General features: G+C 51.8%; 26 protein-coding genes. 18 read left to right on the plus strand and 8 right to left on the minus strand.

What is annotated here, in order from left to right; translation table 11 throughout:
- Nucleotides 1–34: 34 nt before the first annotated feature.
- The 7 genes from NSS79_RS01480 (at nt 35) to NSS79_RS01510 (ending at nt 7,235) form a co-directional block, all read left to right on the plus strand.
- Nucleotides 35–2,350 carry a helix-turn-helix domain-containing protein gene (locus NSS79_RS01480; RefSeq protein ID WP_342438012.1) on the plus strand — a complete coding sequence of 772 codons (2,316 nt, stop codon included), beginning with the start codon at nt 35–37 and terminating at the stop codon, nt 2,348–2,350.
- A gap of 258 nt (nt 2,351–2,608) precedes the next feature.
- Nucleotides 2,609–3,541, plus strand: coding sequence for a tripartite tricarboxylate transporter substrate binding protein (locus NSS79_RS01485; RefSeq protein WP_342440283.1), 933 nt, complete (start codon nt 2,609–2,611; stop codon nt 3,539–3,541).
- Nucleotides 3,542–3,704: 163 nt separating this feature from the next.
- On the plus strand, nt 3,705–4,709 hold the full coding sequence (gene kdgT / locus NSS79_RS01490; RefSeq protein ID WP_076113900.1) for a 2-keto-3-deoxygluconate transporter: 1,005 nt from the start codon (nt 3,705–3,707) through the stop codon (nt 4,707–4,709).
- Between the two features lie 119 nt (nt 4,710–4,828).
- Nucleotides 4,829–4,951, plus strand: a complete 123-nt coding sequence (locus NSS79_RS01495) for a hypothetical protein (protein WP_342438013.1) — start codon at nt 4,829–4,831, stop codon at nt 4,949–4,951.
- A gap of 266 nt (nt 4,952–5,217) precedes the next feature.
- Nucleotides 5,218–5,811 (plus strand): Ada metal-binding domain-containing protein, encoded by a 594-nt coding sequence (locus NSS79_RS01500; RefSeq protein WP_342438014.1) that lies wholly within the window; start codon nt 5,218–5,220, stop codon nt 5,809–5,811.
- Entirely contained in the window at nt 5,786–6,352 is a 567-nt protein-coding gene (locus NSS79_RS01505) for a methylated-DNA--[protein]-cysteine S-methyltransferase (RefSeq protein WP_342438015.1), read from the plus strand. The genes NSS79_RS01500 and NSS79_RS01505 overlap by 26 nt, the downstream gene beginning before the upstream one ends.
- Nucleotides 6,333–7,235 (plus strand): DNA-3-methyladenine glycosylase 2, encoded by a 903-nt coding sequence (locus tag NSS79_RS01510; protein ID WP_342438016.1) that lies wholly within the window; start codon nt 6,333–6,335, stop codon nt 7,233–7,235. The genes NSS79_RS01505 and NSS79_RS01510 overlap by 20 nt, the downstream gene beginning before the upstream one ends.
- A 716-nt stretch (nt 7,236–7,951) precedes the next feature.
- On the opposite strand, the gene NSS79_RS01515 is transcribed toward NSS79_RS01510, so the two are convergent.
- Both NSS79_RS01515 and NSS79_RS01520 read right to left on the minus strand, forming a co-directional pair.
- Complete coding sequence (locus NSS79_RS01515) at nt 7,952–8,101, minus strand: hypothetical protein (protein WP_156130793.1); 150 nt, start codon at nt 8,099–8,101, stop codon at nt 7,952–7,954.
- A gap of 13 nt (nt 8,102–8,114) precedes the next feature.
- Nucleotides 8,115–8,921 carry a DNA-binding protein gene (locus NSS79_RS01520; protein WP_342438017.1) on the minus strand — a complete coding sequence of 269 codons (807 nt, stop codon included), beginning with the start codon at nt 8,919–8,921 and terminating at the stop codon, nt 8,115–8,117.
- A gap of 541 nt (nt 8,922–9,462) precedes the next feature.
- Between NSS79_RS01520 and NSS79_RS01525 the strand changes: the two genes are divergently transcribed.
- Nucleotides 9,463–9,930: a L,D-transpeptidase gene (locus tag NSS79_RS01525; protein WP_342438018.1), complete on the plus strand. Its 468-nt coding sequence runs from the start codon at nt 9,463–9,465 to the stop codon at nt 9,928–9,930.
- 111 nt (nt 9,931–10,041) lie between these two features.
- On the opposite strand, the gene NSS79_RS01530 is transcribed toward NSS79_RS01525, so the two are convergent.
- The gene (locus NSS79_RS01530) at nt 10,042–10,467 is read right to left on the minus strand and encodes a VOC family protein (protein ID WP_342438019.1); all 426 of its coding nucleotides are present in this window, start codon (nt 10,465–10,467) and stop codon (nt 10,042–10,044) included.
- Between the two features lie 141 nt (nt 10,468–10,608).
- Between NSS79_RS01530 and NSS79_RS01535 the strand changes: the two genes are divergently transcribed.
- The gene (locus NSS79_RS01535) at nt 10,609–11,568 is read left to right on the plus strand and encodes a YafY family protein (RefSeq protein WP_342438020.1); all 960 of its coding nucleotides are present in this window, start codon (nt 10,609–10,611) and stop codon (nt 11,566–11,568) included.
- 62 nt (nt 11,569–11,630) lie between these two features.
- Here the strand turns inward: NSS79_RS01535 and NSS79_RS01540 are convergent, their stop codons facing one another.
- Both NSS79_RS01540 and NSS79_RS01545 read right to left on the minus strand, forming a co-directional pair.
- Nucleotides 11,631–12,161: a hypothetical protein gene (locus NSS79_RS01540; RefSeq protein WP_342438021.1), complete on the minus strand. Its 531-nt coding sequence runs from the start codon at nt 12,159–12,161 to the stop codon at nt 11,631–11,633.
- 39 nt (nt 12,162–12,200) lie between these two features.
- Nucleotides 12,201–13,619, minus strand: coding sequence for a PLP-dependent aminotransferase family protein (locus NSS79_RS01545; RefSeq protein WP_340895354.1), 1,419 nt, complete (start codon nt 13,617–13,619; stop codon nt 12,201–12,203).
- Between the two features lie 105 nt (nt 13,620–13,724).
- On the opposite strand from NSS79_RS01545, the gene NSS79_RS01550 reads away from it, so the two are divergent.
- From NSS79_RS01550 to NSS79_RS01570, 5 genes are all read left to right on the plus strand, one after another.
- Nucleotides 13,725–14,279: a GNAT family protein gene (locus tag NSS79_RS01550; RefSeq protein ID WP_342438022.1), complete on the plus strand. Its 555-nt coding sequence runs from the start codon at nt 13,725–13,727 to the stop codon at nt 14,277–14,279.
- Nucleotides 14,280–14,477: 198 nt separating this feature from the next.
- Nucleotides 14,478–14,945 (plus strand): Hsp20/alpha crystallin family protein, encoded by a 468-nt coding sequence (locus NSS79_RS01555; protein ID WP_038584915.1) that lies wholly within the window; start codon nt 14,478–14,480, stop codon nt 14,943–14,945.
- A gap of 402 nt (nt 14,946–15,347) precedes the next feature.
- Nucleotides 15,348–16,340, plus strand: a complete 993-nt coding sequence (locus NSS79_RS01560) for a DnaJ C-terminal domain-containing protein (RefSeq protein ID WP_342438023.1) — start codon at nt 15,348–15,350, stop codon at nt 16,338–16,340.
- A gap of 43 nt (nt 16,341–16,383) precedes the next feature.
- Nucleotides 16,384–19,026: an ATP-dependent chaperone ClpB gene (clpB, locus tag NSS79_RS01565; protein WP_342438024.1), complete on the plus strand. Its 2,643-nt coding sequence runs from the start codon at nt 16,384–16,386 to the stop codon at nt 19,024–19,026.
- A 157-nt stretch (nt 19,027–19,183) separates the two neighbouring features.
- Nucleotides 19,184–19,330 (plus strand): hypothetical protein, encoded by a 147-nt coding sequence (locus tag NSS79_RS01570; protein WP_342438025.1) that lies wholly within the window; start codon nt 19,184–19,186, stop codon nt 19,328–19,330.
- Nucleotides 19,331–19,417: 87 nt separating this feature from the next.
- Here the strand turns inward: NSS79_RS01570 and NSS79_RS01575 are convergent, their stop codons facing one another.
- Together NSS79_RS01575 and NSS79_RS01580 are read right to left on the minus strand one after the other, a co-directional pair.
- Entirely contained in the window at nt 19,418–20,302 is an 885-nt protein-coding gene (locus tag NSS79_RS01575; RefSeq protein WP_342437143.1) for an IS3 family transposase, read from the minus strand.
- Nucleotides 20,257–20,571, minus strand: a complete 315-nt coding sequence (locus NSS79_RS01580) for a transposase (protein ID WP_340980241.1) — start codon at nt 20,569–20,571, stop codon at nt 20,257–20,259. The genes NSS79_RS01575 and NSS79_RS01580 overlap by 46 nt, the downstream gene beginning before the upstream one ends.
- A 50-nt stretch (nt 20,572–20,621) precedes the next feature.
- Between NSS79_RS01580 and NSS79_RS01585 the strand changes: the two genes are divergently transcribed.
- Nucleotides 20,622–21,011 carry a hypothetical protein gene (locus tag NSS79_RS01585; protein WP_342438026.1) on the plus strand — a complete coding sequence of 130 codons (390 nt, stop codon included), beginning with the start codon at nt 20,622–20,624 and terminating at the stop codon, nt 21,009–21,011.
- A 298-nt stretch (nt 21,012–21,309) separates the two neighbouring features.
- On the opposite strand, the gene NSS79_RS01590 is transcribed toward NSS79_RS01585, so the two are convergent.
- Complete coding sequence (locus NSS79_RS01590) at nt 21,310–23,238, minus strand: glycosyltransferase (RefSeq protein ID WP_342438027.1); 1,929 nt, start codon at nt 23,236–23,238, stop codon at nt 21,310–21,312.
- A gap of 232 nt (nt 23,239–23,470) precedes the next feature.
- On the opposite strand from NSS79_RS01590, the gene NSS79_RS01595 reads away from it, so the two are divergent.
- The 3 genes from NSS79_RS01595 (at nt 23,471) to NSS79_RS01605 (ending at nt 25,862) form a co-directional block, all read left to right on the plus strand.
- Nucleotides 23,471–23,596, plus strand: a complete 126-nt coding sequence (locus NSS79_RS01595; RefSeq protein WP_342438028.1) for a hypothetical protein — start codon at nt 23,471–23,473, stop codon at nt 23,594–23,596.
- Nucleotides 23,597–23,679: 83 nt separating this feature from the next.
- On the plus strand, nt 23,680–24,111 hold the full coding sequence (locus NSS79_RS01600; RefSeq protein WP_342438029.1) for a peptidylprolyl isomerase: 432 nt from the start codon (nt 23,680–23,682) through the stop codon (nt 24,109–24,111).
- Nucleotides 24,112–24,248: 137 nt separating this feature from the next.
- Nucleotides 24,249–25,862: an ABC transporter substrate-binding protein gene (locus NSS79_RS01605; RefSeq protein WP_342438030.1), complete on the plus strand. Its 1,614-nt coding sequence runs from the start codon at nt 24,249–24,251 to the stop codon at nt 25,860–25,862.
- The last annotated feature ends 73 nt before the right edge of the window (nt 25,863–25,935 follow it).

Consider the following 25,935-nt stretch of genomic DNA (forward strand, 5'->3'; position numbering starts at 1 on the left):
ACTAAGCGAACTGCGGAAGGATGAAGCTGCACCTATGCTGCGATTTAAATTAAAATACTTGCTGAACAATAAGCAGACCCGGCTGATTCTGATGCTGACATTCAGTGTATCTCTATTAATTACTCTAATTGGCCTGTTCTCCTATAGAGAGTACAGGAATGCGCTGGATACTGAGCTGAACACGCCAAATGTAGAGCTGCTGCAAATTAACATGGATGTGACTAACCGGGCATTCCGGGAATCTGATAATAAAGCGGTCGATCTGGCCTTTCACCCGGCCGTCCTTAAATATATGGATGCCGATCCGGCGGATAATGCGCTGGCGGCTGCAGAGCCGCAGAATTTCCTGAAGACGCTCGCTACGGAGCCGGATGTCCATGCCATCAGTGTAATCAAGTTCGGGGATCATTCCGTCGTCTCCAGCAGTTACGGGTATAGAGCTCTCTGGGAAGAAGCACCGGAGCATGCCTGGAACTCATGGATTGATGAAATGAAACAGAAGCCGCTGCTGATTAAAAGAAGAGTATATACCGGCACGGATGCCCGGCTGACCGGCACGGAGCTGCTTTCGCTGGCCCGGCCGATTGTCCGGAACGGGGACGTCACAGGCGCGGTATTGATCGATCTGGACTATGACATGCTGTTCTCCAAGATGTACACTCATTTATCCAGCTATCAATTTGTATATAACCTGGAGGGAGAGCTGATTTACCCCAAGCTCAATCTGCCTTTCCCTCTGGCGGACATGAATAATGTGCTGTCGGACATTGATGTAAGTCCGTTTGCCCATGTGAAGCTTCAAGGAAAAGCCTATATGGCAAACCAGACGTTCTCGAATGTCACCGGCTGGCGGCTGATTTCCCTTGTTCCGATGGAGCAGCTGCTGAAGAATGTGAAGACGGCACGCAATATGATGCTGATGCTCTCGCTGATTTCGATCGCTGTTGGCTGCTCCGCGATTTATTATTACAGCTTTGCCGCATTCCGGCCGCTGAAGCGGATCAATAAACTCCTGATGCCTGACCAGAAGCTGGCCGGTCATGGAAATCTTTATGATTTGGAGCCGGTCATCGGCAAACTGGTCGGTGATTTTCAGAGCAAGTCGCTGGTGGCCGAATGGAGCCTGCCGGAGCTAAGGTCCAAATTTGTTAGTGATCTGATTACCCGGAGCATCGGGACGCAGGAGACGTTGACGAAATGGGAGCACTACTTTGGAGGCTGGAAGGAAGGCCCTTTCGTAATTCTGACAATCTCTGTAGACCGCCATTCTAAGTGGACCTCCGCATATGTGGAAGAGGATCAGCTGCTGCTTAAATATGCGATGAATAACATTGTAGTTGAGTTCTTCGAGCCTGCCTGGCAGACGGTTACAGCCACTCCCCGGAAGGACAACCTCGTGGTACTGCTGCAGCCCAAAGATGATAACAGCATCCATCTGCGCGAGGATGCCGCGAAGCTGATTGCCATCCTGTCCGATGTCTTAAAAATATCGGTATCCATAGGTATCGGCGAACCGGTCTCCGCGATTTCACAGGCAGCCCGGTCCTACTCGGAGTCCGAGCTGGCTTTATCTTATCGTCTGTATGAAGGCTACGGTCATGTCCGTGAGTTTTCGGCGAAGGAGAGCAAATATGAGGAAGGCGGCGCAGCGGCAGATGATGCCTGGCGGCTGGAGGTGCTGTATGCGCTGAAGTCTTTTGATGCTGCGACTGCCCTGCAATGGGTCCGCAAGTGGTCGGCTGATACCCGCAAGAAAGCCGTGCAGCCGCAAAAAGTTGTTCGTGTTGTAGACGATTTAATAGGAGAAATTCTAAATATGGCGACTTCCGGGGGGCATCCGCTGCCAGCCGAGCTGGCGGATTATACGTGGCATCAAGTGATGACGATGGATTTGTCCGATATTGAGGACATGCTCTGCAGTATTGTTATTCATATGTCAGGTGTGCTTGAAGTGCACAGACAGTCCAAAGAATATCTGATGGTACAGGAACTGATCCGGTACATGGAATCTCATTTGCAGGATAACATCGGACTGCAGGATATCGCTGCCCATGTCAAAATGGGCGTCTCCTCCGTAAGCACCATCTTCAAGGAAGAGACGGGTACGACACTATATGATTATTTGACCAACCTGAGAATAGATAAAGCCTGTGAACTGCTGCAAGGCAGCAGCCTGAAGATTGCCGAAATTGCGCTTCGGGTAGGATACCAGAATGAGAACAGCTTCATCCGTGCTTTCCGGAAGATCAAATCGGTTACACCGGGCAAGTTCCGTGAGAGCAGCAAATATCCCAATGAGTATGCAGATCGGCCAAAACCGCGCCATTCCGGCGTTTCTGACGATTCATAATAAGATTATACGATTGATGGCAACCCCCCGTTTACGTTAAAGTTCTATTTGAGAAAACTTTCACAGATTCGTGAATGAGACTGTGATTGAAGAAATTTGGGGGGTGAAGCGGCGCACGCATGGCAGTAGATCCATTGTGGCCTGCGGCTCAATTGTCATTATTAAGGAAGAGGGATGGTCTTGAAACGGACAGCAAAAATAGGCATTTGGACGGCATCCGTCCTGGCAGTTTTGACGATGGTATGGGCTGGAAACCGCATGATAACCAGCGATAACAGCCGGGAGAATGTAAGCGGTGATTTTCCGGTGAAACCGATTACCTTAATCGTGCCTTATGCAGCGGGCGGAGGGACGGATATCACAGCAAGAGCTTTAGCTAAAGCAACAGAGAAGGTACTGGGCCAGCCGATTATCGTGCTCAACCGGACAGGCGGCGGAGGTTCCGTCGGACTCATGGAGGGCGCCAATGCCAAGGGCGATGGGTATACGGTCACATTTCTTCCTGCCGAGCTCACCATCCTGCCGCATCTGGGATTGCTTCCGATTACCTATGAGAAGTTCAAACCGATCGCCCAAACGAATTTTGATCCTTCCGCCATAACCGTAAGAGCCGAAGCGCCGTGGCAAACCGTAAATGAGTTTCTCGACTTTGCGAAAGCGCATCCAGGTGAATTGAAAATGGGGAACGCAGGAACGGGGAGTATTTGGCATTTGGCTGCCGTAACATTGGAGCGGGAAACCGGTGTGAAGTTTGCACATATTCCTTTTGAAGGGGGAGGCCCTGCCGTCTCCGCCTTGATGGACGGTTTTGTCGATGCAGTGCCTGTAAGCCCTGCCGAAGTGAAAAAGTATGTGGATGAAGGGAAGCTGCGGACGCTGGCGGTCAACGCCGACAAGCGCTCGGAGGCAATGCCTGGCGTACCCACGCTGGAGGAAGAGACGGGGATACATGTCAATTTCACAGGTACATGGAGGGGACTAGCTGTACCGAAGGATACGCCGGACGCTATTGCCGAGCTGCTGGCCGGGGCCTTTATCAAAGGGACAGAGGACAGGGACTTCCGCGAGTATATGAAAATCAACGGATTAGGGCTGCTGGTCACGGACGGCAAAGCGTTCTCCAAGCAATTGAAGGAAAGCGACGATTTATTCTCCGGGATGATTCCGCAGCTAGGGCTAAGCCGTAAGTAACATGAAAGCGCCGTCAGGCAAATTTTCTCAGAATCTGCTGCTCACTGATGATTTACCTTTAGTGGACAGGTAAGGTCTTGGGGCTGATTTGCTGCGCCTTCTTCAGGTAAAATCATCAATTTATGCAAGAATTAAGAATACGAGATGAAAGGTCTGATAAGATATGAAAATTAAAAAAGCGCTGGACAAAATTCCCGGCGGTATGATGCTGGTACCGTTGTTCCTCGGGGCGATCATTCACACCGCTTTCCCGAATGCGGGCGAATATTTTGGCGGCTTCACCAAAGGGCTGATGACGGGGACTGTACCGATTCTGGCGGTTTGGTTCTTCTGTATGGGGGCGGCTATAGATGTACGCGCTACAGGAAGTGTGCTGCGGAAATCAGGTACATTGGTACTGACCAAAATTGCCGTGGCCTGGGTAATAGCCCTGATCGCGATCCAGTTCCTTCCGGAGGGCGGCATTCAAAACGGCTTCTTCGCCGGATTGTCGGTGCTGGCTATTATCTCTGCGATGGATATGACCAACGGAGGACTGTACGCCTCCATTATGCAGCAATATGGCACCAAAGAAGAATCCGGCGCATTCGTGCTGATGTCACTGGAATCCGGCCCGCTGGTAACGATGCTTATCTTGGGCAGCACCGGGGTAGCTGTATTTGAACCGCATGTGTTTGTGGGTGCTGTGCTTCCTTTCCTGATCGGTTTTGTTCTGGGCAACCTGGATCATGATCTCCGTACCTACTTTGGCAAAGCGACACAAACACTTATTCCGTTCTTCGGTTTCGCACTGGGCAGCTCCATCGACCTCGGCGTCATCGTAGATACCGGACTGCTCGGCATTCTGCTGGGTATTGTAGTCATCATTATTACAGGGATTCCGCTGATTCTGGCCGATAAGTTTATCGGCGGCGGCAACGGCACTGCCGGACTTGCGGCCTCCAGCACCGCCGGGGCAGCCGTAGCCAACCCTATGCTTGTGGCAAATATGAAGCCTGAACTCCTGCCGGCTGCAGAATCAGCCACGGCACTTGTTGCGGCTTCCGTCATTGTCACCTCTATTCTCGTTCCGATCATTACCGCATACTATTCCGACTATATGCGGAAAAAGAATCCCCCGGCTGCCGATGGCCCTGTGGATCTAAAAACTCAGAAAGCTGCAATCTAATAACATCATATAACAACGTAAATACTTTATAATTAATGATTGCAAAAGCTAAGATTAGCTTCAAAAAGCTGGGATCTTCCGGACGCCTAATGGGCGGTGCCGGAGGGTCCTTTTTTAGATTGCCGGGTTTAATGAGCCGGCATGTGGAAGCAGCCGGACTCCAGCGCTCCTATTTCGGCAAAATCAGTCTTATTGGGGGCGAAACGGACCTCAGCGCCGCTATTTTCACAAAAACCGTCTAATTGTCGCAGGAAACAGGAAATAACGTCAATGCAGTCCGCCGGGCATGAAAGTGGGTTTTTCTGCTATAAATAGCGTCTCTCCAGTCCGGCAGCGTTGAAAGCTCCCTTCTGGCCGAAGCGGACCGCTGTGCGCATATCGCGCGGCATGGTGGACTGGTCAGAGCACGGTTGCAAAGGTCTTTACTGTCGTAATCTTGCTCTCCTATTGCGATAGGCTGCATAAGGCTAAAGCAATCGTTTATACTGGCGGTATGAGGTGATTTCATATGGATCAGGCATTATTCGAACAGGTCTACGATTCGGTAGTCAAGCGGGAATCAACCTATGACGGGGTTTATTATACAGCGGTGTTGACTACACATATTGTCTGCCGCCCTTCCTGCCGGGCAAGAACGCCGAAGGCGGGCAATGTGGTCTTTTACGGTTCTTTGCAGGAGGCGACGAGAGCAGGTTTCCGCCCCTGTAAAAGATGCCGCCCCGAGGAAGGCGGCAGGCTAAGACCCGACGCGGTGCTTGCTGCACAGGCAGATGCCGTTATGGCAGAACGTTATGGAGAGAAGCTGACGCTGCAGTCACTGGCTGAACAGCTGAAAGTCAGCCCGTTTCACCTGCAAAGAACCTATAAGCGGGTAACCGGCCAGTCTCCTGCCGCGAGGCTGGACCAGCTGCGGCTGGAGAAAGCAAGCGGACTGCTCGCGGACACCGGGCTCGCCATTGCTGAGGTTGGCAAGGCGGTCAGCTTTCAGGGACCGTCCCATTTTACCGCATGGTTTGCGCGAAAGACCGGCCTTGCGCCGACAGAATACCGTAAAGAGTTCAAAGGAGGAATCCAGCATGACCCAGACACTCAAGACCATTGAGATTTTCCATCATACCCTCAACACCGGGAATAGACACTGGACGTTGTGGGCCAGCAAGAAGGGCCTAATCCGCATATCTTATCAGGAGGATCAAGGTGTGCTTCCGGCATCGTGGCTGAAAACCTATGCACCGTCACATCAGTTCAGCGAGGACGCTAGCATCTTCGATCAATTCGGGGCCACGAAGCTTCTGGAGGGTTATTTTAACGGAGAGTCTGTATGCTTCAGCAGTATCCCTTTGGATCTCTGGGGCACCCCGTTTCAGCAGGAGGTCTGGATGGGGCTGGCCGCTATTCCGCATGGTGCAATAGTGACCTACAAGGAGCTTGCCGTAAGCATCGGAAGACCGCAGGCAGTCCGCGCGGTGGGTGCGGCTAACGGGCAGAATCCGCTGCCAGTCGTGCTGCCCTGCCACCGGGTCATCGGCACGAACGGCACGCTAACCGGATACCGGGGCGGCCTCAAGCTGAAGCAGGAGCTGCTGAAATTGGAAGGCATTACGAATGTGGGGGCGGCGGGACATGAACGATTTGCTTTTTGAGCTGCCGCTGCCGGAGTTTTTTGACTTGTCCGCATGTCTGGAATACATGAACCGCTCGCCGCTGGAATGCCTGTTCCGTTCCGATGGGGAAGGGGTAACCCGGCTGTTCATGCTGGAAGGAACGCCGTCGCTGGTGAGGCTGACGGTTGCAGCCGGTACGCCGAGTCTGCAGGCCACACTGCTGACCGGTGCCTTTCCCGGCCCGAAACCTCTGGCGGAACTAACGCAGTATATCGTGGAATGGTTCGATCTGGACCGCGATCTTGCACCGTTCTACCGGCTGGCTGACGCAGACCCGCTCTTGCAGAAGCTCGCGGCGAGTGAACGGGGCTTGCGGATCATCGGCATCCCCGATCTGTTCGAGGCTTTATGCTGGGCTATTCTCGGCCAGCAGGTCAATCTGGCTTTTGCCTACAGGCTGAAGCAGCAACTCACCGCTGAATACGGGAAGTCGCTGGAATATGAAGGGCATACTTATTATCATTTTCCGGGGCCTGAGACGTTTCTACAGGTCTCGATGGAAGATCTCTGTAGTCTGCAGCTGACCCGCAGCAAAGCGCGGACCCTATTGGATGTGGCTGCACTGATCGCCGGCGGTGAATTGAGCCGGGAGGAGCTGCTGGCCCTGCCGTCCCCTGAAGCCGCCGAGCAGCGGCTGCTGAAGATCCGGGGAATCGGTCCGTGGACCTCGCAGTATGTGCGGATGCGCTGCCTGCGCGACGCTACTGCCTTCCCTGTAGGAGACGTCGGCCTGCAGAATGCGGTGAAATTCCTCACCGGCATGGATAGAAAGCCGACCCCGGCGGAACTGCTGGAACTGTCGGCACCCTGGCGCGGCTGGGAAGCCTATGCCACATTTTATTTGTGGCGGGCGCTGTATTGACTAATCCGCTGCCTGTGAACGAGTATTCTAATCGGTCAATAGTTTTGGGTTGTTTTTGTTTCACCTTGTTGTATAAAAACCGATATGCTAAGATACAATTAAAGAAGGAGCCGTGCGTCAACACGACTCCCACTCATGTACAATCCGCTATAAGAGCGGTTGGCTTTCGGAGTTTGGTCAGTAGTAGACCGCTATCCTAGGACGGGGCGGTCTACTTTTTTTTGTGAAAAGACAGTATAAGCACAACCAGTGTCGCAAATGAAATCATCAGCGTCAGTGCTTGGTATACCTCCACAGGCATCACCTCCCTTCCGGGAGATTAGCCGACCGCCCTTATGCCATTGTACTGGATTATTATACCAAGCCATACTCGTTTAGGGTATGGTTTTTGTTTTGCACGATCCGTTTTATTGACCTCAGATTTGAGGTGGTTACTTCTGCAACTCTACGAGTTGGGCCTGGAGTAGCGCACGTTCTAAATCAATCTGCAGGTAAATTAATTCGTCACCTGTATATTTTCCAGATGCTATGTTTTCTTTTATTTAGCTATGTACTATACAATGATTTATTTATCGGTAAAGGTATAGTGGTTTATAATTCTCCAGCAGTTAACCGTGCATCAATGGAAATAAGACCAGCTTTGATAGCCCCATACTTTTTTACACGCGAAAAAGCCCCTGCAGAGTTTGCAGAGGCTCGTCCGGCTATTGATTTATTTAATGGTCTACCCCGTGGCGCAGCGGTCCGAAGCCGCCGCTTGCAATCTTATCCGTGCTGGTGGATCCTGCGTCCGCGCTGACAACAGCAGCATTAACACTTACCAAAGCGACCACAATAAAGATGAGCGTAAACACTTTTTTCTTCATTTTGAAATCCTCCCTAGTCTTGTATTTGTTCCATCAAGCAGAGGTACTCGTCCAGTTGCCCGGAAGTTGTTTGATTTCGGAGTTTCTCAAAGAGAACCGCTGACTTACGGAACCCTGTATCATCTTTAAGCTTAACTGATGATGCCAAAGAACATAGAAGCGAATTTATAGAATCATATATATTTCCATTTATGTAATAATATTTCGCCTTCAAATAAATGTAATCTATGTAATACCGGATGTTCCTTTTTGTTATGTAGTATTCCCCCATCGAGTCGATCTGCTCTTTGAACTCGATCAGCACCTCATCGACGTTGTACTTATGCTTGATTGCTGACTCCAGGATGTATATCATGCCTGGCAGGATTTCCTCTTCGTTATGCCGTAGGAAAACCAGGTAATCCGGAAGCGCGGTGGTGTTCCCCTCGTTCAGTTCGATTACGTGCAGATTAGCTAGGGCAATTTCACGATAATATTCAACCTCGGCCCAGCCCTCGGCGTTCATACCGTTAATCCATCCCAAATCCTCATACTTCGTGATGCACGCTCTCGCCTCGTCATATCGGCCCAGCTTCTCTAGCGCGATTCCTTTCAAACACATAGAATAGCCGAAGTAATAGACGATGCTTCGGTTTAATCCGAAGTTGCACACCTTCTGGCCGTCGGCATACTCCCGCTGATATATGCTGTAGAATTGATTAATCTCGCTGTATAGCCTATCGGCGATTTGGAGGATACCGTCCCAATTTTCAAGGGTAAATGATGCCCGTAGCATCTGAACCAGTGAATCAGCATTGATCCCGTTAAGATCCAACTCCAATATGATCCATCCTTCCGTAAAAAGCGAAAAAAGTTTCTCCATATATTCCACAAAATACAAAATAAGAATTTCTTTGTCTAATCATTGTTCTTTATTTCACCCTTACTAGTAAGTGACCCATGTCACACATAAAGGTAATTTTGTACAAAAAAATTAATTATATGGAAAATATGCGGGGTGTCCGATACGCGTCATACAAAAACGCCCGAAATAAGCTCAGACGCTGCAATATCGAAACAAAGCTACGTCTGAATTAGTTATATCTATAAAGGAAAAGAGACATCTCTAAAAGAGACATCTCTTGAATAAAACGGAGTTTATGTCACAGATATAATCAAAGTTGTACATTCAGGATTAGACTTGAGAATAAATAATATTTTCCAAATAAAGTTGATAATTAGTAATCCGTGGTTGTAAATCCTCCTTCTCTATCTCCCTATTAATAGAAGGCGGTTGATGCAGAGCACAATGATATGGAGTTATCTATTAGCCTCTGCCACTCCATCAGCTAATCCTTCAAAAACAATTGGAGGTTTTATAAATGGGATACCACATTAGGGTTAACTTGAACGCAAACCGGACAAAACTGGGTTCACTGAAAATGTATAATGATAGCGGGGCTTTAGTATTTGGTCCTGTACAAGCACTTGGCCGCTCAGAGTACGGTTATCCTTGGTCTCAGACTGACGGACATACACCAACCGGGGTATATTCAGCAACAATATCGAAAGAGCCAATGCCCCAAACGGTTAAAAATAAACGTTCTTATGGCCCGTCGAAATATATCATAATGGACCCTGTTAGTGGCAATGCGATAATTGCAGAACAAAATGGCCGCTCAGGTCTATGGATTCATGGTGGAGATCCAGCAGATACAGGTGCCCCTTCTTATCCACTACGTCCAACACATGGTTGCGTAAGACTTTCGAATGAGGACCAGCACAGCTTGATTTATGTTCTATCCACATTAGGTGGCGGTACTGGAAAGGTTACTATCGCCGAAGTTTAATCTAAGGAACAAAATCAACATTTGTTCAAGCCGTTTTAAACGGGGCACTTAAATACAGACACAGGCCATGGCTGCCTGCCTATGGAAGGGCAGGAGCCATGGCCTGTTTTTTTACCGTGGCCGCTTGGTGAAGATTTGAAAGGTTACACCGAACTTGTCGGTGATCATGCCGTAGGCTGGGCTGAAATAGACCGGACCGAGTTCAACGTCAATCTGCCCGCCTTCCTTAAGGGTGTTGTATAACCGTTCCGCTTCCCCGGCGTCCTCCGTCGAAAGGCAGATGTTGATGCCGTTGCCTGTTTGCAGCACCTGTCCGATGTCAAGATCGGCTACAAAAATATCCGTGTCTCCCACACTCAGGACAGAATGGGCGATACGCGCTTTTTCTTTGTCCGACAATGGTGAATCCGGATTCTGCGGGCCTTGTCCCACGGTTTGCTTAAACTGAAGTTTTGCTCCCAGACTCTCCTGATAAAAAGCAATGGCTTCCTCTGCCGTACCGTCAAGCAGGATAAAAGGATTTAATTGGATACTCATTTCTAATTCGCTCCTTCAAGCTGTATTTGCCCTTTGCGGCTTGGCTTTGATTTCATTGTAGTCTATAATAGTGACAAGTATTGTCATGAATAGAAAAGTAAATGAAGCCAATTTCGAAATCATCTGAATGGAGGCTGGCGCATGTCCAAATCGAAAAGGCTGCTGGACCTGATGATGACCGTCAACCGCAGGCGGAAGTTTACCGTCAGGGAGCTGGCCGACGAATTCGGGGTCTCTACACGGACAATTCTCAGGGATTTACAGGAGCTTGGCGAGCTTGGGGTTCCGCTGTATTCCCAAGTAGGCCCCCATGGAGGTTATCAGGTGCTGAACGAACGGATTCTTCCGCCGATTGCTTTTACGGAGGCGGAGGCGGTGGCGATTTTTTTTGCCAGCCATGCCTTGCGCCACTATCAGTATCTGCCCTTTAAAGAAGAGTCCTTATCAGCATTGCACAAATTTTATAATTATATGTCCGGCGATGTCCGCGACCGGATTGATGAGATGAAGAACCGGATTGATTTCGTGACTCCGTCAAGGCAGGCAGAGTTTCCTTTTTTGCCGATCCTGCTGGAGGCGGCTACCGATCAGAAAGTGCTGCGGATCGACTATGAATCCAAAGGGCAGCAGTCGTGCAGAGCAATACAGCCTGTCGGTATTTATGCCAGCAGCGGCTTATGGTACTGTCCGGCTTATTGTTTTGTGCGCGGGGATATCCGCGTGTTCCGCTGCGACCGGATCCATTCGGCGGACTATGACCATTCGGGGCTAGCGCCGCTGGATTTGCGGCATATCCACCTGGAAAATAAGGAGATTTACAGCGCCATGGAGCAGGTACCAGAAGAGGAACGGGTCAAACTTCACGTAGAGCTTGGGAAAGCGGGAGTCCAGAGCTGTGAGGCCGAGCTGTGGTCGGCATCCCTGCTGCATAGGCGTGAAGACGGGACCGGATGGCTGGAAGGCAAGGTGCCTGGAAGCGATCTGCGCTTTTTTGCCAGATTTGTTATGGGGCTCGGAAACGGGGCGACGGTCCACGAACCGCCGGAGCTGGTGGAGGAACTAAAGGGTATGCTTGCCGAAATGCTGGAGAAATACAGCTGACAGGAAATGCTGCGGCTGTTTCTGGGGATTAGCATACCCCAGCGGGCCGGGTGATAACTTCGTTATTTGGTCACACGGATGAATTGCTTATCCGCCAGGTTAAAGGAGCCTTCCGGCTCGAAGTCCGGCAGATGAAGGGTCCAGTCCAGATCCGGGTTTATGGTCTTGGGGAAATCACTGTCCCAACAGGAATAGATCTCCATAGATTCGCCTGCGGCCATATGTTCATTCATATGGGAGAGCAGCAGCCGGATGCATTTCAGACTGCAGGCATAACCCTGCGGATTCTGTGCCTTCATCTCCTTGCTGAGAGTGAAAGAACCATTAAATCCATAAACGTACGGCTTGGATATGGGCAGCTCCTTCCTCCAGGGCATTGAGCTTACATCCCCGATGTCCAGTCCTGACGCATCCAGCTCCGTTTCAAACACTTGGACATAGGTATCGTTCAGATGGGATAAATCCATAATGTTGTGTAGCGCATGTTTATCATCTGACTTCGGAATGTCAGAATATTTCTGATACGTATATACATATCCGAAGCTTCCGGCCGGCAGCGGTCTGTCCGAGCCAAGGTAATGGTTAAGGGTCATTGGGATTCACCTTCCTGAATGGTTTGCTGAATAACTTCTTTAAATCAAGGGGAGCCATACCTCAGCCAGGCGCCGAATCCCTTCTTCGATCAGGTTTTCAGGGATGCCTCCAAATCCAAGGATAAACTCAGGGTCATCGTTTTCGGGCTGCTCCCACCAGGTATAAGACATTGGGGTAACCCGGATGCCGGCCTTTTCTGCCAGAGCTGCCAGCTGCCGTGCACTGCCGTGGGATTTCAGTGTGAGCAGAATGTGAAATCCGGCGTCCCTTCCGCTTACAGCTGCCCGGTCTCCGAAATAGCGCTGAATGGAGCGGAGGAGAAGGTCGTGTTTTTTCTGGTAGAGCAGCCGCATTCTCCGCAGATGCTTCTCGAAATGCCCTCTTTCCATAAAATAATGCATCGCGATCTGATTCAGCCGGGAGGCTGAATGCTCCAGATACAGCTCCCTCGCCAAATGGTGATACAGCGGCAGCAGTGGCTTAGGCAGAACCATGTAGTGAATGCTAAGGGCAGGGGCTACTGACTGCGCGAAGCTGCACATGTAGATTACGGGGCTGTCTTCCAGAAGTCCCTGCAGTGCGGGAATCGGCCTTCCGTGATAGCGGAACTCACCGTCGTAGTCGTCTTCAATGATTATGCTGTCCGTTGACCGGGCCCAGTCCAGCAAGGCGTGGCGTTTGGCGATCGGCAAGGTCATGCCTCTGGGGAACTGGTGGGAAGGTGAGATATACACGCTGCTGGCCCTGCTGGTATAGAGCTTCTCCACATCTATTCCATCTTCCTGTAAAGGTATGGGAATTATCTCAAATCCGTGCCTGCGGAATGCTGCCGGCAGCAGATGATAGCCCGGATCTTCAATGCCGAGCCGTTTGCTGCTGCCCTGCAGTATAAGGCAGAGCAGAGAACATAGCGTATACTGATCCCCTCCGATTACAACCTGCTCTGCCGTGCAGCGCAGCCCGCGGAATTGCCGTAAATGGGCGGCGATGCTCTCGCGGAGGGCAGGCTCACCCTGCGGATCGCCATATTGCAGCAGATCAGGGTTGGCGAGCTGTTCCTGATAGAGGCTGCGCCATATTTTGTGGGGAAACAGGGAAAAGTCGTTTTTCGACATATGGAAATCATAAGCATACGGCCGGGAGTCGCGGGCTGTTATCGGGCGGCTGGGCAGCGGCGGAGCGTCTGCGGCGGCTGTCAGCCCGCTGAACATATGCATAGGCTGAACATAATAGCCGCTGCGCGGCTTACTTGCGATGAAGCCCTCGGACAGCAGCTGCTGGTAAGCAAGCTCGACCGGTGTAGCGCTGAGGCTTAGCTGGGCGGCAAACACACGGATTGATGGCAGACGGGTACCGGCCGGCAAGGAGCCGCTGATGATTTCTTTTTTGAAATAATGATATAACTGAATATAGTAGGGAACTTCATGGTTCTCGCTGAGAGCGGGGACAAGCAGCATATTATCCTCTCCATCTGTCCTTTGAAATTGAATGATTTTGTCTATTTTATAGTATACAGTCTTGCAATATCATAGAGCTACACTAAGAGACAGGAGTTGGCAGCAATGAACAAGCAGTCCGGGCTATTAAATGGAGACAAAGTGTATCTGCGTCCGCTTAACGGGGAAGATGCCGAACTGTACTACCACATGTTCTATGATAAGGAGACCCGCTACCTCACAGGCACCCAGAAGCATATCAACAAGGAACAGATCACGGGGTATATTGAGCGAAAAGCCGGGGATGACAGCGCAGTGCTTCTGCTGATTGCCCTTCAGGAGAATGACGAGGTGATCGGCGACATTGCGATTCAGGATATCGACCGGAACAACCGGAATGCGAATCTTCGGATCGCCATCGGTGAAGGGAAACATCAGGGACAGGGTTACGGCCGGGAGTCTCTGCTGCTCATGCTGGACTATGGCTTCGGGATTCTGAATTTGCACCGGATCGAACTGGAGGTCTTTAGCTACAACAGCCGTGCTATACATGTATATGAGAGCATCGGCTTTGTCCGGGAGGGCGTGCAGCGGGAGGCGCTTTTTTATAACCATGAATATCATGATGTGATCAAGATGGGCATGCTGGAGCAGGAGTACCGGGAGCGTTATTTACGATGAAGGTCAAATAAGGTCAAATATTTAAAAAAGCTAAAATTTGTAATATAAAATAAGCCGAAACGCCGGGATTTGCCGGATTTTCGGCTTATTCCGGTTTTGTCATCCAGCGGCAGCCGGACTATAATAAAGCCATAAGGTCAAATAAAGTCAAAGTCAAAATTGAGTTCAAAATTCAAGACATTGAGAGGAGAATGGATCATGTTTGATTTGGTGCCTTTTGGAAAACGCAGAGATGATGTGTTTGGTGTGCTGGCTAAGTCTTTAAACGAAGTGTTTAATGATGAGTTTTTTGCTCCGATGACCGGCGCTGCCCAGTCCTTCCGGACGGATATCCGCGAGAGCGGTCAGGCCTATCTGATCGAGGCCGAGCTTCCCGGCTTCAAAAAAGAGGAAATCGACATTGATTATACCCGTCCTTATTTGACGATCAAAGCGGTACGCAAGGAAGAGGATGCTCAAGAGAACGAAGAGCATCAGGTAGTGCGCAGAGAACGCCGCTACGGGGAGTATGTGCGCCGCTTCTATGTGCAGGATATTGCCGAAGATGAAATCCGGGCTTCCCTGAAAGACGGCATGCTGTCGCTGGAAGTACCGAAGCAGCAGAAATCTCAGGGCAAACGCATTGAGATCCAGGATAATGGTTCATCCGGTGAACAGCTTCAGTAACATATTCCAAGGCTACAACATCCGGGGGAAGCAGGGAGTCCCGCACGCGGATGGAAGGTGAAGTGAGACTTTCAAGCCTGGAAGAATGAGCTGTCTAAAAAGGGGTCCCGGGCAGGGCGGCCTATGCCGCATGCCCCTCTGATCCCTGCAGTTGCAGCGGCTTCACCGGGCTTTTCATATAGCAGTAACCATAGAAGACGCATTGTAGTGGGATTTCCGGCTATGGTGCGTCTTTTCTGAGAGTATATCCCCTGTGGGCAGCAACAGAGACAAGGTAAAGCAGCAGCACAGGGCTGCTCCGGCTGACGAATTACCAGTTGATGGGACGGGAAGAATATATTTAAGAATACAAGTGGAAAGCGCCGGAGGATGGGTGCAGCCAGCAGAAAGGAAGAGGTTCGATTGGCGGCAAAAAACTATTACGAGGCTTTAGGGGTAGGCAAGCAGGCTTCCAGGCAGGAGATTAAAAAAGCCTATCAAAAGCTGGCCAAAAAGTGGCATCCCGATGTTAATAAATCTCCTGATGCGGATGTGAAATTCAAGGAAGCGGCAGAAGCATACGAAGTGCTAGGCAATGAGGAAAAGCGCAAAGTGTACGATGAAGAGCTCCGCTACGGATTTGGCGGCGCAAATACGGGCGGGACACAGCACTCCGGTTCCGGGGCGTACTCCTCCTCGTCCTGGGAGTCGCCCTTTGGTTCCGGGGGCGGCGGTATTTCCGAAGAGGATTTGTTCGGCATGTTCTTCGGCAGCCGTGGTGCGGCGGACCGGGCCGGATTCGATTTTTTCTCCGGCAGCGGCGGTGCGCGGCAAGGCGGGAGAGGACCGTGGGGTCAAGCGCAGGGCACCATGCAGGCCCAGCTGGAGATTACGCTGGAGCAGGCTTACAAGGGCGGGAAAGTAAGGGTGCAGGTCGCTGGCAAAGACGTGAACGTCAGCATCCCGGCGCGGTCATCCGAAGGTACGGTCCTGCGGATTCCCGGCGGTGAAAATGCTGCTGCGCAAGGTGGAGACGTGCTGATTACACTGCATATCCTGCGGCATGAGATTTATGAGCCCGAAGACGGCGATCTGTATGGGACGGTGGAAATTGCCCCATGGCAGGCCGTGCTGGGCGGAGAAGCCAAAGTGCCGCTGCCCGATGACAGCAGTGTCAAATTGAAGATCCCCGCCGGGATCACGGGCGGGAAAACGCTGCGGATTCCGGGCAAGGGGCTGAAGCGCCCGAACGGCACAAACGGTGACATCCTGTTCGCGATTGAGATTGTCATCCCGCCCGGAACTACGGAAGCGGAGAAGAGCATTTACCGCCGTCTGGCCGAGGGCGCAAGCTTTCAGGCCGGAGCCAAACGCCAAGGCTCCGGAACACAGCGGCGCACAGCCGCCAGAGGGTAATTAGATATAGGAGCGATGAAAAAAGGGAAAGGTGATGAAGGAGATGGACTTCAACAAACTAACACAAAAACTGCAGGAGGCCGTTGCAGCAGCACAATCGCTGGCGGGAGCGGGCGGACATCAGGAGATCGATAACCTCCACCTGCTTAAGGCGCTGCTCCAGCAGCAGGATGGATTGCTGCCGCGGCTGCTGCAGAAGATGAATATTCCCGCTGCCGAGCTGCTGCGGGGCACGGATGAGCTGCTTCAGCGGAAGCCCAGCGTCAGCGGATCGGGTGCCGGCACGATGCGGCGGTACGCTTCGCCATCGCTGATTGCCGTACTGGAGCAGGCTGAGAAGGAAGCGGCAGGGATGCAGGATGAGTTCGTTGCGGTAGAGCATGCCGTACTGGCCATGGTGTCTGTTTCCGGCAGCGAAAACCGCGAGCTGCGCGATCTGTTTGCCAGCCGCGGGATTACACGCGACAAGCTGCTGGCTGTGCTTGCGGATATCCGCGGGCACCAGCGGGTGACGAGCCGTGAGCCGGAAGCCACCTACGAGGTGTTGGAGAAATACGGCCGCGATCTGGTGGCCGAAGTACGGGCCGGCAAGATTGATCCCGTCATTGGACGTGACGGGGAGATTCGCCGGGTCATCCGCATCCTCTCCCGCAAAACCAAAAACAACCCGGTGCTGATCGGGGAGCCGGGCGTAGGGAAGACGGCCATCGTCGAAGGGCTGGCTCACCGGATCGTCCGCAGGGATGTGCCGGAGGGACTGAAGGATAAGACGATTTTTTCGCTCGATATGAGTGCGCTGGTCGCCGGAGCCAAATACCGCGGGGAATTTGAGGAGCGGCTCCAGGCGGTTCTGAAGGAGATACGCGAGAGTAACGGGCGGATTATTCTCTTCATTGATGAGCTGCATACTATTGTCGGAGCAGGCAAAACCGAAGGAGCGATGGACGCCGGCAACATGCTGAAGCCGATGCTGGCCCGCGGTGAGCTGCACTGTATCGGGGCGACAACGCTGGATGAGTACCGCAAATATATCGAGAAGGACCCGGCGCTGGAGCGCCGTTTCCAGCAGGTGCTGGTCAGCGAGCCGGATGTGGAGGACACGATCTCTATTTTGCGCGGGCTGAAGGAACGTTTTGAGGTGCATCACGGGGTCAAAATCCATGACAGCGCACTTGTAGCAGCGGGCGTACTGTCGAACCGCTATATCACGGACCGGTTCCTTCCGGATAAGGCGATTGATCTGGTGGATGAGGCCTGCGCAATGATCCGCACGGAGATTGACTCCATGCCGGGTGAAATGGATGAGGTGACCCGCCGCCTGATGCAGATGGAGATTGAAGAAGCCGCGCTGAAGAAGGAAACTGACGATGCCAGCAAGCGCAGACTGGAAACCTTGCAGCGTGAATTGGCTGACCTTAAGGAGAAACATCTCGGGATGACTGCGCGCTGGGAAAAGGAAAAGTCAGCTATTCAAGGCATCCGTGAGCTGAAGAAAAAATTGGAGCAGGCGCGCAAGGACCTGGTGGATGCGCAGGAAATCTACGACCTCAACAAATCGGCGGAGCTTAGCTACGGCATCATCCCGGATCTGGAGCGGCAGGTGAAGGCTGCGGAGGAAGCGGCGCAGCAAGATCAGGAGACCCGGCTGCTGCGCGAGGCCGTGACAGAGGAAGAAATCGCGGATATCGTCTCCCGCTGGACAGGAGTTCCCGTGAGCAGACTGGTCGAAGGCGAGCGGGATAAGCTGCTGCGGCTGGAGGATACGCTGCATGAGCGGGTTGTCGGGCAGGAGGAGGCGGTCCGGCTGGTGGCGGATGCCGTACTCCGGGCCCGGGCAGGCATCAAAGACCCGAACCGGCCCATCGGCTCCTTCCTGTTCCTCGGGCCGACCGGTGTTGGCAAAACCGAGCTGGCAAAAGCGCTGGCCGTATCGCTGTTCGACCGTGAAGACGGCATGATCCGTATTGATATGTCGGAGTACATGGAGAAGCACAGCGTCTCGCGCCTCGTCGGTGCGCCTCCGGGATACGTCGGCTATGAGGAAGGCGGCCAGCTTACCGAAGCGGTGCGCCGTCAGCCCTACACCGTTGTCCTTCTGGACGAGGTGGAGAAGGCCCATCCCGATGTGTTCAACATCCTGCTGCAGCTGCTGGATGACGGGCGGCTGACCGATTCGCAAGGCCGTATCGTCAACTTCAAAAATTCGATTATCATTATGACCTCGAATATCGGCTCGCCGCATCTGATCCAGGGCACCGATGATAACGGGGAGCTTACCCAGGCGGTCAAGGACAGAGTCATGAAGGAACTGAGCGGGCATTTCCGTCCCGAGTTCTTGAACCGGGTTGACGATATCGTAATGTTCAAGCCGCTGACATTGGCTGAAATTGAGCAGATCGTTGTCAAGCTGGTCGACGGCTTGCGTCTGCGTCTGAGCGACCGGGGGGTTGGCCTTAAGCTAAGCGAGGCGGCGGTGCGGTTCATCGCCAAGGAGGGTTTTGATCCGGTGTATGGGGCAAGACCGCTCAAGCGGTTCATCCAGCGCAGTCTGGAGACACCTGTTGCGCGCGCCCTCATCGCCGGGGAGGCGCCGGAGGGAGCCGTCCTGGAGGTTCACCATGCGGGCGGTGAGCTGGAAGTTTCCATTGCCAAGCCGGAGCCGGCGGAGAAAATAAGCACGGTGTGAGAAGCTGACAGATAAGTTGGGTCTGGCAGGGAGCAGCAGCCTTGATTCGCTGCGTTCTGAGCTGCGAAGCCGCTTGTGGTGCGCTGTGTTCCGCGCCACGTAGAAACTCGCGATACGAGGCGTCCTGCGCTGCGAAACACTGCTGGTGCCGCACTCTGTGCTGCGAAACACTACTGGTGCCGCACTCCGCACTGCGAAGCAGGGCGCTGGTACTTTGCGTTCCACATCACGCACCGCTGAGTTCAGACTATGTGATGCCCTGCCTTGGCTGGAACTGGCCGCCAAGGCAGTTCTTCCGATCTGATCAGCAGATAGCTGCACTTCGTACAACTAAATGAACCCGTTATCCATGTGGTCAAGCCCCTGTTTTATAGACACTGAAAAAAAGCCCCTAGGCTATAAGCTGCTTCCGGTACTCTACCGGAGGTAGCTTATTTAGTTTTCGCTGCGGTCGATGCTCGTTATAAAATTGAATATAGGCTTCAATTCGCCTTTGTGCCTCGTCCACATTTCGGATATCATAAGGGTAGAGCCCTTCCGTTTTGAGATGCGAGAAGAAGCTTTCCATGGAGGCATTGTCATAACAATTTCCTCGGCGAGACATGCTGATTCGGGCGCCAACCTGTGGCAGCATGTCATGGTATGCATGAGACGTGTACTGGAATCCCTGGTCGCTGTGAACGATCAGTCCGGTCACGTCTTTTGTCTGGTTAAAGGCCTTCTCAAAGGTTTGGAGAACCAGTGGATTGTCATTTCTATGACTCATATGGTAGGCTACAATTTCATTGTTAAATAAGTCTTTCACCGCAGAAAGGTAGAGCCACGATTCCCCCACCCGGTATTGAGTCACATCGGTAACCCATTTTTGGTTAGGGGCATCCGCTTTGAAATCCCGTTTCAGTAGGTTTTTAGCGACACGCCCTTCGGTCGAAGAAGCGTAGTTACAGCGATGTTTTCGCCGAATTCGTGAGCGGATCCCTAGCACCTGCATAAGCCGAAGTACCTTCTTATGATTCATCCAGACTCCATGGTCCTGCAGTAAGAACAGTTGAAGCTGCCGGTAGCCGTATACTCCGTTGTAGTGCTCGTAGACCTTCTTTACAAGCGCTTTGTCTGCTTGATTCCGATCTTGATCTTTGCGTTTAAGGTAGGCGTAGTAGCCACTTCTGGAGACACCAAAAATCTTACAGAGTTCGCTAACGGGATACTCTTTTGCAGCTCTCTCAATGCTTATATACCTTTGCGTTTCATCTCCTGCATCCAGATTTCTAAACACTTTTTTAGCATTTCGTTTTCCCGTTTCAGCCGCTGCACCTGTCTATCTTGATCCACATATTCCTCTCGTCTTCCCCGATGATCGATGAGTCCAAACTCACCGGATTCTTTATACTTCTTCATCCAATCTTTGAGACGATGTCTGTCTGTAATTTCAAACTTCTCCATTATTCTACGGTAAGTCCAACCTTCTACTACATGAAGGCGTATAGCCTCCACCTTTGTCTCGTACGGATACTCTTTAAATTTCTGTCCCTTAACTGCTGGCATAAAAAATGCACCCCCTAGAATTTCATCGGTTAAACCAGGGGTTTAATCCAATGTCTATTCTAAGGGGTGCACTTCACATGCGGTGGAGGTTTAATTGTATTTCGTGCAGCTATTTTTTTGATTTCCCGCCCATTCAGCCTTATGACGGTTTTTTAATTGCAGGAACTGCAACTATAAGCCGCTTCTGGCATTTTTGGCTGGGGATAGTTGCACGAAATACAGCTATAGATCTGGAATTGAAATTCTGTACTCCGCAATTCCGCAATCAATCTGCTTACGGCAGGCATCCATTTATTGCACTTGGTGAATCAGAGTTACTGGAACAGATTAAGGGTAGCTACTGCTATCTGCTGCATCAAATTGTCCAAGTCCGGCACAAAAAGAGCGTCCACCAGCTATGTATGGCTGAGGGACGCTCTTCAGTGCTATTGGAACTGTAAGGTTAATTGTGCAGCTTTCAACTAAAAATGCTCTTTCCTCAAGAAAACTGAGGACAGCAGCGCCCTAGAGCAGTTGACCGCGTGTCTTCAAATGGCGGTAGAGCAATCAGTGTTGCTACTGTCGAGCTGAGGCCGTAGAAGAAATGGGACAGATTCATTATCGTGCCCGAAACGGCCATCAAGCCGAAGATCAGAAAACCGGCGAACACGGTCAGCAGCTGCAGAATATAGTTTCGTTTAGTTGATGCGTGCAGTGAAATTTGCACAAAAAACTGCATAGGGTCCAGTATACAACCACTCACTCTATCCAAGGGACCAAATTGGGGTGCTGCTCAAGAATGGAGGCATATTGCTCTTTCCAACCGTATATTCCATCCGGATCAAGCAGCATATAGCGCAAATATTTATCCAGCCGGAATTCTGGCCGGGACCAGCCGAGATGCTTAAGCCGCAAATTGCTTAATTGATGGGGCAGCTCAAAAATATTCTCCGGCAGCCGTCCGCAATGCTGCGGCGATTCATTCCAGATATAGGAGAAACCCTCGCGGTAGCGGAGCAGAAACGGACGATAGCTGTGGTGGGAACGCCAATACCTGTCTTCACGGTAATGATGATCATCCCAGAAATCATAGAGCCGGAAGCAGAACAGGTCGCAAGCATCCTCCCGCAGCAGGGAGTCGATGTCCCCGGCAAACCTTTCCTCAAAAATCTCATCCGCATCCAGGCTCAGGATCCATTCCGGCCCACTCTTAACAACCTCATCCCACTGCTGCTTGCGCAGCTCCGCCTCATTGCTGAACTTGGAGACGGTGTTGTGTATAAGATGGAGTGGAATGCCCTGAAGGGCTTCCCGGCAAATATCGGCCGTATTATCCGTGCTGCCATCGTCAATAATGACGGCTTCGTCGATATACTTGCGATGTTCTTGCAGAATCTGCCGCAGGAAGCGCTGGCTCTCATTCTTGACGACCATCGTCAGAGTCAGCTTTGGTCGTCTGGCAGCCGGGGAAGCAGAGGCAGCAGACGCCGACGGGACGGCATTGGCGGTGCGATCCTCTGCCTCAGCGGGTTTATCTCCCGGCAGTGCCGTCAGGTCTTTGCTCAGGCGTACCTTCGCCTCAGCCGCTGTCCACGGAGCAGAATGCTGCTGTGAATCCTGTTGAACCGACGTTTCCCCGGATTCAGCTTCCGGCTCTGCGGTCTTTGCTGCTTGGGCAGCCTCCGCCTCCGTTTGTAGTACGTCCCCGGGTGCCGCAGAACCCTCCGTTTCTTCTGCGACTCCCGGAACCGCCTCCGCTTCTTGTACGCCTCCCGGTGCAGCGGCAGCCTTTGTTTCATGTGCGTCTCCCATCGTTCCCGCCGTGTCTGCTGCATCTGCCCCGTCATCCGTCCCGTCCACAGCTGCTTCCGGAGCGGGTGACGTCAGCCGGATATAATCATCCACCTTGCTAAGGTCGCTGTCCCTGTAGAGATGCAGCGCAGGATAGTGGGTGTCGACATACAGCGGAAGGCCCAGAGCGGCGGCACGGATGCAGAAATGGCGGTCTTCGCCCCAGTAGGAGATATTCCGGATCACATCATAGCTTACCCCGGACTCGATAGCCCGGCGGCTGATCAGCGTACAGGCGCCAAGTCCGCCAACCTCATAGATTCCCGGCTGCTGCAGCTTGGACAGAAAGGCGTGAAATCTGTGGTTGATCTCCTCGTGGGTAAGCTTCTCCCCCGGAAGTGCCTCCCACTGGTTGTACTCGTCATGCATCCAGACCTGCGGCTGCAGCATCGTATTTGACTGCCACTGTGTCCAGAAGACCTCCGAGATAATATCTTTTTGCGTCTGGATCAGGTGGAGTAACGTGTCTGGATGCAAGATCAAATCGGAATCGATCAGGAACAGATAATCATAGCCGAAGGCTTCAGCCCGCCGGATCATCAGGTTCTTGAAGCCAGCCACCTTCCAGACCAGGCCCGAATTCCAAAAATGGGTATGGTCATCCCGGACATAGGTATCGCGGAAGCCGGAGGATTGCAGGAATACATTATTGGCGCTTTTGGAGAATTCCTGCAGCAGTGAACTGGACGCTTCATCCTCATTGTCATCAATGAAGTAGAAATCCAGCTCAACACCGTCAAGCCGCAGGCGCAGCAGTGAATTTAGAAATTGGTGCAGGATCGGCGGTTTTTGGTGGATCGGGCTGCCGAGCAGTACGCGTGTCTGGGGTCCGCTCATAGTTTTCCATTCCAGTACAGGGTCATCATTAATAGAACATCCCCTTGGATTTACAAATAGATGATTTAGATTATATGTATTCAATATATTTAGAGAGGTACTAGACTAACCCTTATTTTTTATAGGGGGTGGGAATTTATGGATTGGTGTCTGAGGACGGCCTGTTGTACAATACCGCTTAAAGACTGCAACGGGCAGTCGGCAGGCTGACGGGAGGAGTGGCACTATCGCTATGGATAAATCACCGCTGAAAGTACAACAGCTGATCAATCTGCTGCTGGCAATGAATCCGCGTGCCGAGGTGTTCTGGCATGATGCGGAGGGGAACTACCGTCCGCTGCGGGACGAGGATGTATAGGAGATCTATGCGCCGGAGGAAGCTGCCAAGACGGTTGCCCATATTGGCGGCCCTTTTAGAAATGAAGAGCCGGAGGGGAGATCATGAAGCAGGCATCCATCAGACTGGAGCAAGGACAGGTTATTGAGCTTGAGCTTCATGAGCAGGAAGCCCCGGGTACCGTAGCCAATTTTGAAAAGCTGGCGAACAGCGGCTTTTATAACGGCCTGACTTTTCAGCGTGTAGTCCGCGGGTTTGTGGCCCAGGGCGGGTGTCCCGAAGGCACGGGGCGTGGAGGCACCGATAAAATCCCCTGTGAAACACAGAATAATCCCCATAAGCATGTGCGTGGCGCCTTGTCGATGGCTCATTTCGGGCCTAATACCGGCAGCTGCCAGTTTTTTATCTGCTATGATACGTTTGATTATTTGGATCCCTGGCATACGGTGTTCGGAAGAGTCACGGCAGGAATGGAGCATGTGGACACCTTGAAGCGCGGGGACGTCATGTCAGAGGTCAAGGTGTGGAATCGTTAGACGCCCAACCCGTCTTTACAGGCGATTCCCTCGAACTCCCATTATTGTGAAATTGCATCCATTGTAATCCCGAGTATTCCGATATATAATTCTTAACAGAAGTAGTGAAGTTGCTCATAGACATGGAGGAGAAACAAATGCGTAGAGGATTATCAGGGGTTATTGTTCTAATATTGTTAACGGTTATGATCAGTGCGTGCTCCGGGGGGAATAATGCAGCATCAACAAAGGCAAGCCAGTCACCGGACGCCTCGCAGCAGCCTGCGGCAGGTGAACCCAAAGACGGCGGGAACCTGATTATCGGGGTGGCTTCCGATCCGGTAGTGCTTAATCCGAACTATGCAGGTGACCGGGTCAGCCTGACGATTGACCAGGCGCTGTATGCCCCGTTGTTCCAGGTTAATAACGGAGAGAAAACATTTTATCTGGCGGATAGCCTTACGCCTTCAGCCGATAATCTTACTTATACACTAAAGCTGAAAAGCGGACTCACCTGGCATGACGGAGAGAAGCTGACAGCGGACGACGTAGTGTTTACCATTGACAGTATTTTGGATGAGGCACAGAACAGCTTCCTCAGAGCCAGCTTTGTCATCGGCGACAAGCCGGTCAAAGCGGTGAAAGTGGATGATGTGACTGTAGAATTCCAGCTGCCGCAAGTCAGCCCGGCTTTCGAAGCTGCACTGGTGCAGGTATTCCCGATTCCAAAGCATATCTTTGAGAATGAAACTGATCTGGAGAAAAGCACCAAAAATGCCTCTCCTGTAGGTTCGGGCCCATTCAAGTTCAAAGAATATAAAGCCGGTGAGTATCTTACACTGGAAAGATTCGATAACTACTTCGGCGGCAAGCCGCACCTGGATTCCGTAACATACCGGATTGCCAAGGATACGAACGCTGCCAACCTTGCCCTGCAGAATGGCGAGATCAACGTGCAGTACCTGGATCCAAAGGATGTAGCGACTGTCCAGGCTACAAATAATTTTCAGATCCTGCCTTACAGTGAAGGCCGCCTGGCTTATCTGATGTTCAATGCCAACAGCGATACAGGTGTTCTGGCTAAAAAAGAAGTACGTCAAGCTTTGTCTCTGGCGCTTAGCCGTGATGAACTGATTCAAACGGCATACACTTCCAGTGAATATGCCGATCCGGCGAAGTCATTCCTGACTCCGGACGCGCTGTACTTCACCAATGACGTGACTACGTATGACAATGATGTCGCCAAAGCAAAGGAACTGCTGGAAGCGGCTGGGGTCAGCAACCTCAAGCTGAGATATATTGTGCAAAGCGGCAACAAAACTCAGGAAGCCATCTCCCTGTATGTGCAGCAGAAGCTTAAAGCGGTCGGCGTAGAGGTTGAACTGCAGAATATGGATTCCTCAGCCTGGGTGCAGAAGTTTATTGACCTGAAGGCTAAGGACTACGAGCTGGCATTGACCGGATATATCATGGGATATGATCCCGATGCTTACCGCATCCTGTTCACTTCGGGCGCTTCCTCCAACTATTCGCATTATGCGAATCCAGAGGTTGACCAGTTGCTGAAGGATGGAGCCGGCGAGGCTGATACAGCCAAACGCGGCGAGATCTACAAGAAAGCACAGCAAATTGTTGCTGAAGATGCACCGATCTACCCAATCGCTTATACTAAAACTGTCGTAGCCGTGTCCAACACCTATGGCGGAATTGAAGAAGCTGTTCTGAAGCCTGTCGTTATTTTCGAAGATTTGTCCAAAATCTATTTGAAATAAAGCGCAGCGAAAAATAAGTACGGCAAAAAATAAGCTGGACATCCAGCTTATTTTTTGCTGATCAAGAGCTGGG

The organism is Paenibacillus sp. FSL L8-0436 (assembly GCF_038593025.1).
In the GTDB taxonomy this organism is placed as follows: domain Bacteria; phylum Bacillota; class Bacilli; order Paenibacillales; family Paenibacillaceae; genus Paenibacillus_AQ.